This window comes from Streptomyces sp. URMC 127 (assembly GCF_051386535.1).
Taxonomy (GTDB): domain Bacteria; phylum Actinomycetota; class Actinomycetes; order Streptomycetales; family Streptomycetaceae; genus Streptomyces.
The window spans coordinates 1-9,803 of the sequence record NZ_JBPQTW010000241.1; the positions used below are offsets into that span (position 1 = coordinate 1).

10 protein-coding genes and 1 pseudogene are annotated in these 9,803 nt (G+C 73.3%); 6 read left to right on the plus strand and 5 right to left on the minus strand.

Going from position 1 to position 9,803, the window contains the following annotated elements; translation table 11 throughout:
* Positions 1 to 516, minus strand: a 516-nt coding sequence (locus ACSNOH_RS30285; protein WP_436724643.1) for a DUF2510 domain-containing protein, incomplete at its 3' end; no start/stop codon positions are given.
* A gap of 507 nt (positions 517 to 1,023) precedes the next feature.
* On the opposite strand from ACSNOH_RS30285, the gene ACSNOH_RS30290 reads away from it, so the two are divergent.
* Positions 1,024 to 1,434 carry an SsgA family sporulation/cell division regulator gene (locus ACSNOH_RS30290; RefSeq protein ID WP_436724644.1) on the plus strand — a complete coding sequence of 137 codons (411 nt, stop codon included), beginning with the start codon at positions 1,024 to 1,026 and terminating at the stop codon, positions 1,432 to 1,434.
* Between the two features lie 100 nt (positions 1,435 to 1,534).
* On the opposite strand, the gene ACSNOH_RS30295 is transcribed toward ACSNOH_RS30290, so the two are convergent.
* Both ACSNOH_RS30295 and hppD read right to left on the minus strand, forming a co-directional pair.
* Entirely contained in the window at positions 1,535 to 2,908 is a 1,374-nt protein-coding gene (locus tag ACSNOH_RS30295; protein ID WP_436724645.1) for an FAD-binding oxidoreductase, read from the minus strand.
* Between the two features lie 92 nt (positions 2,909 to 3,000).
* A complete protein-coding gene (gene hppD / locus ACSNOH_RS30300; RefSeq protein ID WP_436724646.1) occupies positions 3,001 to 4,143 on the minus strand; it encodes a 4-hydroxyphenylpyruvate dioxygenase in 1,143 nt (380 codons plus the stop codon).
* 121 nt (positions 4,144 to 4,264) lie between these two features.
* Between hppD and ACSNOH_RS30305 the strand changes: the two genes are divergently transcribed.
* The 5 genes from ACSNOH_RS30305 to ACSNOH_RS30325 are packed head-to-tail and all read left to right on the plus strand — an operon-like array spanning position 4,265 to position 8,594.
* Positions 4,265 to 4,750, plus strand: coding sequence for an Lrp/AsnC family transcriptional regulator (locus tag ACSNOH_RS30305; protein ID WP_436724647.1), 486 nt, complete (start codon positions 4,265 to 4,267; stop codon positions 4,748 to 4,750).
* A gap of 36 nt (positions 4,751 to 4,786) precedes the next feature.
* Entirely contained in the window at positions 4,787 to 5,434 is a 648-nt protein-coding gene (locus ACSNOH_RS30310; protein WP_436724648.1) for an ABC transporter permease, read from the plus strand.
* Positions 5,427 to 6,698, plus strand: a complete 1,272-nt coding sequence (locus ACSNOH_RS30315; RefSeq protein ID WP_436724649.1) for a betaine/proline/choline family ABC transporter ATP-binding protein — start codon at positions 5,427 to 5,429, stop codon at positions 6,696 to 6,698. Before ACSNOH_RS30310 ends, ACSNOH_RS30315 begins: the two co-directional genes overlap by 8 nt.
* Complete coding sequence (locus ACSNOH_RS30320) at positions 6,695 to 7,534, plus strand: ABC transporter permease (protein WP_436724650.1); 840 nt, start codon at positions 6,695 to 6,697, stop codon at positions 7,532 to 7,534. Before ACSNOH_RS30315 ends, ACSNOH_RS30320 begins: the two co-directional genes overlap by 4 nt.
* Before the next feature lie 31 nt (positions 7,535 to 7,565).
* Positions 7,566 to 8,594, plus strand: coding sequence for a glycine betaine ABC transporter substrate-binding protein (locus ACSNOH_RS30325; protein WP_436724651.1), 1,029 nt, complete (start codon positions 7,566 to 7,568; stop codon positions 8,592 to 8,594).
* Positions 8,595 to 8,629: 35 nt separating this feature from the next.
* Here ACSNOH_RS30325 and ACSNOH_RS30330 read toward each other — a convergent pair whose 3' ends face one another.
* Together ACSNOH_RS30330 and ACSNOH_RS30335 are read right to left on the minus strand one after the other, a co-directional pair.
* The gene (locus ACSNOH_RS30330; RefSeq protein WP_436724652.1) at positions 8,630 to 9,439 is read right to left on the minus strand and encodes a S16 family serine protease; all 810 of its coding nucleotides are present in this window, start codon (positions 9,437 to 9,439) and stop codon (positions 8,630 to 8,632) included.
* 125 nt (positions 9,440 to 9,564) lie between these two features.
* A pseudogene (locus ACSNOH_RS30335) lies at positions 9,565 to 9,803 on the minus strand (IclR family transcriptional regulator); the annotation flags it as partial.

Sequence of the window (9,803 nt, forward strand, 5' to 3'; positions counted from 1 at the left end):
CCGGCGGCCCGGCTCGGAGCGGGTGGGCTCGGAGCGGGTGGGGTCTGCGGCGTCACCGGCCGCCGGAGCGGCGATGCGCGGGTCGCGGGGGCCGGGGAGCGCGGTGCCGGGCTTAGCGCCCTCGCCCCAGGAGACGCGCCGGTCCTGCTCGCCGCCGAAGCCTTCCTGCCGGGCGGGCTCCGCACGCCAGGCGGAGGCCGGCTCCGTGCCGGCGTCGCGCGGGGCGGGCTCCTCGTCGAGGAACATCGGCCCCGTCTCGTCGGGGCGCTGAGCGGGCTGCCGGCCGGGGCCGGAGCCGCGCGGGGTCGGCGGCACGGGCGCGGCGAGGGCGGGCGCCGCGGGCTTGGCGAGGCCGGCGGGCGGGGCGGGCATCGGCTCGCCCTCGGCGGGCGCGGGCCGGCTCGTGCCGGGCACCCAGGCGGTGCCGCTCCAGTAACGGATATAGCCGGGAATGGAAGGGTCGGGGTAATACCCTTGCCTGGGCACATTCTCATCACTGCTGGGAGAGGCCACCACTGTCCCCAACTCCGTTCACAACCAACACGCTTGACCTGTCCGCCGTACCGGCGCCGATGACCCCGTCACCGCGCGGTTACGCAAGCAGGGGCGCACGACGACCCTCGATCCGAGCCCGGGGCACGCCTCCTGCGTACCACAGCGCCCGGGCGGTCACCTCCGCCCGCCCAGGGACGACACTAACGAAGAGCGGGGGGCCGGGAAGAAGGAGCGCGGCAGAAAGACCGCGTTCGAGCGACAGTCCGGCCCCGATCGTGTCCCCCTCCCCGCCGCCCCCGTTCCCATGACCTCTATGCACAAAAGGCAACCGGCCGCGCCGCGCACCGGTCTACCAGACGGCTCTCCACTCTGCGGCCGTCCCGCGGGCGGGACCACTCACACGTGCGACGGGCGCACCGGTTCGGCGAAGTCGCGTCATGGTGTGGGGGTCATTGCGCTCTCTGTCGGTGCGGGTCCGTTCGCGAGGGGCCACGGACCGAGGGAAGCAGAGCAGAGAGGGCGCACTTCATGCACACCGTGGTGGAAAGAGAGCTGGAGATCGACCTGGTGCTGTCGCCCGAGCGCAGCATCCCCGTGCCGTCGCGGCTGAGCTACCGCACGGCCGATCCGTACGCGGTGCACATCGCCTTCCACGTCACCTCGGACGCCCCGGTGCACTGGACGTTCGCGCGCGAGCTGCTGGTCGAGGGCGTGTTCCGGCCGTGCGGCAGCGGGGACGTACGGGTGTGGCCGACGCGGACGGACGGGCGCAGCGTGGTGTGCATGGCGCTGTCCTCGCCGGACGGGGCCGCGCTGCTGGAGGCCCCGGCGCCGGCGGTGTCGGCGTGGCTGGAGCGGACGCTGCGGGTGGTGGCGCCGGGGTCGGAGCGGGAGCGGCTGGAGCTGGACGCGGCGCTGCGGGAGATCCTCGGGGCGTGACGTACGGGTATGGGCGGTTCTGCATTCCGCCGGACCCTCGCCGTTGTGGTGGCGCGCCGTTGCGGCGGAGTTCCCTTCGCCGCCGCGGTCGTCAAGGCCCTTACAGGTCCAGCACTTTGCCCGGGTTGAGGAGGTTCAGCGGGTCGAAGACCCTTTTGATGCCCCGCTGGATCTCCAGGCCCACGGGGCCCAGCTCCCTCGCCAGCCACTCCTTCTTCAGGACGCCCACGCCGTGCTCGCCGGTGATCGTGCCGCCCAGCTCCAGGCCGAGGGCCATGATCTCGTCGAAGGACTCGCGGGCGCGGCGCGCCTCGTCGGCGTCGGCGGGGTCGAAGCAGACGACGGGGTGGGTGTTGCCGTCGCCCGCGTGGGCGCAGACGCCGATGGTCAGCGCGTGCTTGCGGGCGATCTCGGCGGTGCCCTCCAGCATGTCGGCGAGGCGTGAGCGGGGCACGCACACGTCGTCGATCATGGTGGCGGGGCGGAGGGCCTCCAGGGCGGTGAGGGAGAGCCGGCGGGCCGCGAGGAGGAGGTCGGACTCGGCGGCGTCCTCGGCGGGGACGACCTGGTCGGCGCCCGCGGCCGTGCACAGCTCGGCGACGGCGGCGAGGTCCTGCGCGGGGTCCGGGGTGTCGAAGGCGGCGAGGAGGAGCGCTTCGGTGCTCTCGGGGAGGCCCATCTTCGCCATGGCGTTGACGGCGCGGACGGTCGTGCCGTCCATGAGCTCCAGGAGCGAGGGCGCGTGGCCGCGGGCCATGATCTGCCGGACGGCCTCGCCGGCCGCGGCGATCGAGGGGAACTCGGCCGCGAGCGCGAGCTGCTGAGGCGGCGCGGGCCGCAGCGCGAGGACGGCCCGGACGACGACGCCGAGGCTGCCCTCGGAGCCGGTGAACAGACGGGTGAGGTCGTAGCCCGCGACGCCCTTGGCCGTGCGGCGGCCCGTCTTCAGCAGCCGGCCGTCGGCGAGGACGACGTCGAGGCCGAGGACGTACTCGGCGGTGACCCCGTACTTCACGCAGCACAGGCCGCCGGAGGCGGTGCCGATGTTGCCGCCGATGGTGCACTGCTCCCAGCTGGAGGGGTCGGGCGGGTAGTACAGGCCCTGTTCGGCGACGGCGCGGGAGAGGACGGCGTTGACGACGCCCGGCTCGACGACCGCGACCCGGTCGACGGGGTCGATCTCCAGGATGCGGTCCATCTTGACGAGGGAGAGGACGATGCAGCCGTCGGCGGCGTTGGCCGCGCCGGACAGGCCGGTGCGGGCGCCCTGCGGGACGACGGGGACCCGCAGGGCGGTGGCGGTGCGCATGATGTGCTGCACCTGTTCGACGGTGCGGGGCAGCGTGACGACGGCGGGGTCGCCCGCCGCGCAGAAGCCGGCCATGTCCTTGGCGTAGGAGGCGGTGACGTCCGGGTCGGTGAGGATCGCTTCGGCGGGGAGTCCTTCGCGCAGGTGCTCGATCAGATCGGCCATACGATCTCTCTCCCCGCCGCAGCGGGATTCAAGCCCGCCGGTGCGGCGGCCCGGGCCGCCGGGCACCGGGAGGCCGCCCGGCGACGGGAGCCTCAGAGATTTCCCCGCTTCTCCTGCTCCCGCTCGATCGCCTCGAAGAGCGCCTTGAAGTTGCCCTTGCCGAAGCCCATCGACCCGTGCCGCTCGATCATCTCGAAGAAGACGGTGGGCCGGTCCTGCACCGGCTTGGTGAAGATCTGCAGCAGGTAGCCGTCCTCGTCGCGGTCGGCGAGGATCTTCAGCTCGCGCAGGGTCTCGACCGGGACGCGGGTCTCGCCGACCCACTCCCCGAGCGTGTCGTAGTACGAGTCGGGGGTGTCGAGGAACTGCACGCCCGCGGCCCGCATGGCCCGCACCGTGGCGACGATGTCGTTCGTCGCGAGGGCGATGTGCTGCACGCCGGGGCCGTTGTAGAACTCCAGGTACTCGTCGATCTGCGACTTCTTCTTCGCGACGGCCGGCTCGTTGAGCGGGAACTTCACCTTGCGGGTGCCGTCCGCGACGACCTTCGACATGAGGGCGGAGTACTCGGTGGCGATGTCGTCGCCCACGAACTCCTTCATGTTCGTGAAGTGCATGACGTTGTTGTAGAACGCCACCCACTCGTCCATCTTGCCGAGCTCGACGTTGCCCACGCAGTGGTCGATGGCCTGGAAGCGGCGCTCACCCGGCTCCACGAGGGGCTTGGCGGCGACGTAGCCGGGCAGGTACGGGCCGGTGTAGGCGGAGCGCTCGACCAGGGTGTGGCGGGTCTCGCCGTACGTGGCGATGGAGGCCAGCACGACGGTGCCGTGCTCGTCCGTGACCTCGTGCGGCTCCTCCAGCCCCTTCGCCCCGTGCTCGACGGCGTAGGCGTAGGCGGCGCGCGCGTCCGGCACCTCGATGGCGAGGTCGACGACGCCGTCGCCGTGCTCGGCGACGTGCCCGGCGAGGAAGCGGCCGTGGTCGGTGGCGGCCTTGATGACCGTGGTGAGGACGAACCGGGCGCCGCCGGACTCCAGGACGTAGGAGGCGAACTCGCGGCTGCCGGTCTCCGGACCCCGGTAGGCGACGAGCTTCATGCCGAAGGCGGTGGAGTAGTAGTGGGCGGCCTGCTTGGCGTTGCCGACGGCGAAGACGACCGCGTCCATCCCCTTGACCGGGAAGGGGTCGGCCTGCCGCGCGGTGTGCGGGGTGTGATCCGTGGTCTGAGTCATGGCCGCAGCGTCCCGCCGATCCACAAGGTGCGCAATAGTTTGCGTATTCACTGGGCAAGTTGTAGAGCGGACGGGCGGTAACACCGGACGTTCTGTACATGCTGACCACTGGGAGGGCCGCATGGCGATCGATCGTTTGGACGGCCGGCTGATCGAGCTGCTGGCCGAGGAGCCGCGGATCGGCGTGCTGGAGGCCTCCCGCCGCCTGGGCGTGGCGCGCGGGACCGTCCAGGCGCGGCTGGACCGGCTGCAGGCGCAGGGCGTCATCCGCGGCTTCGGCCCGGACGTGGACCCGGCGGCGCTGGGCTATCCGGTGACGGCCTTCGCGACGCTGGAGATCAAGCAGGGGCAGGGCGGGGACGTCCGGGCGCACCTCGCGACGGTGCCCGAGGTGCTGGAGCTGCACACCACGACCGGGCGCGGCGACATGCTGTGCCGTCTGGTCGCACGCTCGAACGCCGACCTCCAGCGTGTGATCGACCGCGTTGTGGGTTTTGATGGCATCGTGCGGGCCTCCACGGCGATCGTCATGGAGAACGCCGTGCCGCTGCGGATCATCCCGCTGGTGCAGCAGGCGTCGCAGGACCAGGGCCCGCACCGGCCCTGACCGTGGCGGCGCCCAGGCGCGGAGGGAGGCGAGCGGGTGAGCTTCTGGCACTATCTGTCCGGCCGCCGCGCCCAGCTGCTGGCGGACGCCTGGCAGCACGCCAGCGCCGTCCTCCAGTGCATGGTGGTGGCGACGGTCGCCGGCGTGGCGATCGGCGTCCTCACGTACCGCAGGGAGTGGGCGGGGAACCTGGCGGTGACCGTGACGGCGACGCTGCTGACCGTCCCCTCCCTGGCCCTGCTCGGCCTGCTGATCCCCCTGCTGGGCCTGGGCGTGGCGCCGACCGTGACGGCGCTCGTGCTCTACGGGCTGCTGCCGGTCGTCCGCAACGCGGTCGTGGGGCTGCGGGGCGTGGACCCCTCGCTCGTGGACGCCGCGAAGGGGATCGGGATGTCGCGGGCGGCCCGGCTCCTGCGCGTCGAGCTGCCGCTGGCGTGGCCGCCGATCCTCACCGGCATCCGGGTGGCCACGCAGATGCTGATGGGCATCGCGGCGGTGGCCGCGTACGCCTCCGGGCCCGGGCTCGGCAACGAGATCTTCCGCGGCGTCTCCTCGCTGGGCAGTGCCAACGCCCTCAACCAGGTGCTCGCGGGGACGCTCGGCATCATCGTCCTCGCGCTGCTCTTCGACGCGGTGTACGTGCTGATCGGGCGGCTGACGATCCCGGGCGGGATCCGTGGCTGAGGCCGCGCCGCGCCCCGCGCGGGAGGAGGTGCGGGCCTCCGGGGCCACGATCCGGCTGGAGAACCTCACCAAGCGCTACCCCGGCAACCCGGCCCCCGCCGTGGACTGCGTGAACATGGACATCAAGGCCGGCGAGCTGGTGGTCTTCGTCGGCCCGTCCGGCTGCGGCAAGACCACCACGATGAAGATGATCAACCGGCTGATCGAGCCGACGTCGGGCCGGATCCGCATCGACGGCGAGGACGTCACCGGCATCGACCCGGTGCGGCTGCGCCGCAAGATCGGCTACGCGATCCAGGCCTCCGGGCTCTTCCCCCACATGACCGTCGCGCAGAACATCGCGCTCGTGCCCCGCATGACCGGCTGGTCCAAGCGGCGGATCGCCGAGCGGGTCGAGGAGATGCTGGACCTGGTGGGGCTCGACCCCGGGGAGTTCCAGGGCCGCTATCCGCGCCAGCTCTCGGGCGGGCAGCAGCAGCGTGTCGGCGTGGCCCGCGCCCTGGCCGCCGACCCGCCGGTGCTGCTGATGGACGAGCCGTTCGGCGCGGTCGACCCGATCACCCGGGACCACCTGCAGGACGAGCTGATCCGGCTGCAGCACGAGCTGCACAAGACGATCGTCTTCGTCACCCACGACTTCGACGAGGCCATCAAGCTCGGCGACCGGATCGCCGTCCTCCGCGAGCGGTCGCACATCGCCCAGTTCGACACTCCCGAGGCCATCCTCACCAACCCCGCCGACGACTTCGTCTCCGGCTTCGTCGGCGCGGGCGCGGCCCTCAAACGGCTCAACCTCACGCGCGTGCGGGACGTGGGCGTCGTCGACTTCCCGACCGCCACCATCGACGACCCACTCCAGACGATCTTCGAGCGGCTGCGCGGGGGCACCACCAACGAGGTGCTGCTGCTGGACCGCCACCAGCGGCCGTACAAATGGCTGCGGCGCGGCGACCTGATGCGGGCCAGGGGCTCCCTCGTCCGCGCCGGCACCCTCGTGCACGACACCGTCACCCGCGACGCGACGCTGCGCGACGCCCTGGAGGCCGTCCTCATCGACAACGCGGGCCGGGTGCCAGTCACGGGGCGGCGCGGCCGCTACGAGGGCGTCGTCGACATGGAGACGCTGATGAACTCGGTGCACGAACTGCTGGAGGAGGACCGGCTGGACGCCGTCGAGCACCAGCACCTGCTGGAGGAGCAGCGCGCCCAGCAGGTGCTGGAGGAACAGGAGGGCACGACGGACGCGCCGGAGGAGCTGGCGTGACCACGGACACCGACAAAGGCACCAGCACCGGCACCGGCACCCGTCCGGACGAGGACGCCCCGCCCGGCGCTCCCCCGCGGGCGGCGGCCCGCCGCGTCACCCGCCGCATCACCTGGCAGAAGCTCACGATCCTGCCCGTCTTCCTGCTGGCCCTGCTGCTGGCGACCTGGCTGTGGTTCCGCGGCGCCGGCCTCGACTCCATCGCCCGCAACTCCGTCGCCGACGGCAACGTCTGGCTGCGGCTGCGGCAGCACGTCGTCCTCACCGTCGTCTCCACCTTCTTCGTCCTGGTCATCGCCGTCCCGCTGGGCGTCCTGCTCACCCGCCGCCGGCTGCGCCCCGCAGCCCCCGCCGTCATCGCCGTCGCCAACGTCGGCCAGGCCACGCCCGCGATCGGCCTGCTGGCGCTGCTGGTGATCTGGCTGGGCATCGGCATGCGGGCCGCGCTCGTCGGCATGGTCGTCTACGCCGTACTGCCCGTGCTCGCCAACACGGTCGCGGGGCTGCGCGCCATCGACCCGACGCTGGTGGAGGCCGCGCGCGGCATCGGCATGTCGGCCGCCGGGGTGCTGCGCCGGGTCGAACTGCCGCTGGCCGTCCCGCTGATCCTCGCGGGCGTGCGGACCGCGCTCGTCCTCAACGTGGGCACGGCCACGCTCGCCTACTTCGGCGGGGGCGGCGGGCTCGGCGACCTGATCGCCTCGGGCATCACCAACCAGCGGATGCCGGTGCTGGTGCTGGGCTCGGTCCTGACCGTCGCGCTCGCCCTGCTCGTGGACTGGCTGGCGTCGCTGGCCGAGCTGCTGCTGCGGCCGCGCGGGCTGGAGGCGTCCTGACATGCGGCGCCGTGACACGCGGGGTCCTGGCATGCGGGGTCCTGACACGCGGAGCCCTCGCGCCCGGCGCCCCGGCGCGCGGCCGCGGACGGTGACGGCGGCGGCCGCCGCCCTCGCCCTCGCGCTCCTGCTGCCCCTGGCCGGCGGCTGCGGCCTGACCAGCGGCTCCCCCCTGGCCGACGGGGTGCGGCCCGGCTCGGTCGGCCGGGGCCTGCCGCTCAAGGGCGCTTCCCTGACCGTCACCTCCAAGAGCTTCAGCGAGAACATCCTGCTCGGCCAGATCATGGGGCTCGCCTTCAAGGCCGCCGGCGCGAACGTGCTCGACCGCACCAACATCCAGGGCTCGGTCGGGGCGCGCGAGGCGGTCCGCTCCGGCGGCGCGGACGCCATGTACGAGTACACGGGCACCGCCTGGATCACCTACCTCGGCCACGACCGGCCGGTCCCCGACCCGCAGGCGCAGTGGCGGGCCGTCCGCGACGCCGACGCCCGCAACGGCCTCACCTGGCTCGCGCCCGCCGCGCTCGACAACACGTACGCCCTGGCCATGAGCCGCGCCGCCGCCCGCCGGCACGGCACCCGCACGCTCTCGGACGTGGCCGCCCTGTCGCGGAGCGCTCCGGGCGCCGCGACGCTGTGCGTGGAGACGGAGTTCGCGGCGCGCGACGACGGCCTGCAGGGCATGGCCAGGACGTACGGCATGAACGTGCCCGCCTCGCGCGTGCAGAAGATGGACGGCGGCATCATCTACACCCAGGTCTCCGGCGGCCGCTCCTGCACCTTCGGCGAGGTGTTCACCACCGACGGCCGCATCGCGGCGATGCGCCTGGTCGTCATGCACGACGACCGGCGCTTCTTCCCCCACTACAACGCCGCGCCGGAGATCAACAGCGCCACCCTGCGCAGGTATCCGGCGATCAAGGACGTGCTGGACCCCATCACGGCCCGGCTCGACAACGACGTGGCGCGGCGGCTCAACGCCGAGGTGGACGTGGCGGGCAAGGACCCGCGCGAGGTCGCGGAGCAGTGGCTGGTGGAGGAGGGGTTCATCACCCGCTGAGCGGTTCGCGGGGCCGGGCCGGGTCCGGGGCCCGGTCAGCAGGTGGGGACGGCGCTCCCGTCGTCCGACGCGAGGGAGCGCAGCGACGTGATGGCGTCCTGCAGCTTCTCGACCGCGACCAGCTGCAGCCCCTTGGGCAGGTTGGCCTTCGCCTCCGAGCACTCGCCCTTCGGCACGAGGAAGACCGTCGCGCCGTCGCGCCGGGCCGCCTGCGTCTTCAGCGGGACGCCGCCGACCGCGCCGATCGTCCCGTCGGCGTCGATCGTGCCCGTGCCGGCGATGACGCGCCCGCCCGTGAGGTCGCCGCCGCGGCCGTCGCCGTCGACCTTGTCGATGATGCCGAGGGTGAAGAGCAGGCCCGCGCTCGGCCCGCCCACGTCGGCGAGGCTGAGGCCGACCTTCAGCTCGCCGGGCGAGCGGTGCAGATAGCGCCGGGCCGCGTCCGTGGCGGCGTCCTGCGACTTCTTCATCTCCGCCTGGTTGTGCGCGTCGACCTCCTCGTCGGAGTCGCCCACGGGATAGACGGCGTCGTGCGGCATCACGGCCCGGTCCGTACGGGACCAGCCGCTGATCACGTCGCCGAGGTCCACGTCGACGCGCGGGCCCGTCACCACGATCGTGGTCATGCGCAGCTGGCCCGTGGTCTTCCGCGCCGGGACGCCCTGGATCTCGATCACCTGCTTGCCGTCGTGCGCGCCGAGCACGTCCACCGTCGAGCCGGGCTGCGCCACCGAGAACGGCAGCGGCACGAAGGGCACGGAGGCGAGCAGGGCGACGACGGGCACGGCACAGACGGCGAGGGTCCGGGCGCGGCGGGACCGGGCGGGCGTGGTCGGAGCGGGCATGCAGCGAATCTAGTTCACCGGGGTCCCTTCCGTGACACGCGGCCTCGCCGGGCGAGGCGCGCCCGGCGAGCCCGCGGCACGGCGGGGACCCGGCCGTGCCCGGTCCCGTGCCCGGCCCCGGCGGCTCACCGCAGGGCGTCGGCCACCTCCTTCGCGGCCTCCATCACGCGCGGGCCCACGCGCTCGGGGATCGTGTCCGTGAGCATCACCACCCCCACGCTGCCCTCGATCCCGAGGACGCCGAGCAGCGGGGCCGCCGCGCCGCTCGCGCCGGCCTCCAGCTCGCCGTGGGTGAGGGCGTAGCCGGGGCTGTCGCTCTCGCCGCGGCGGGCGGCGAGTATGGCGCGGCCGGCCGCGCCATACT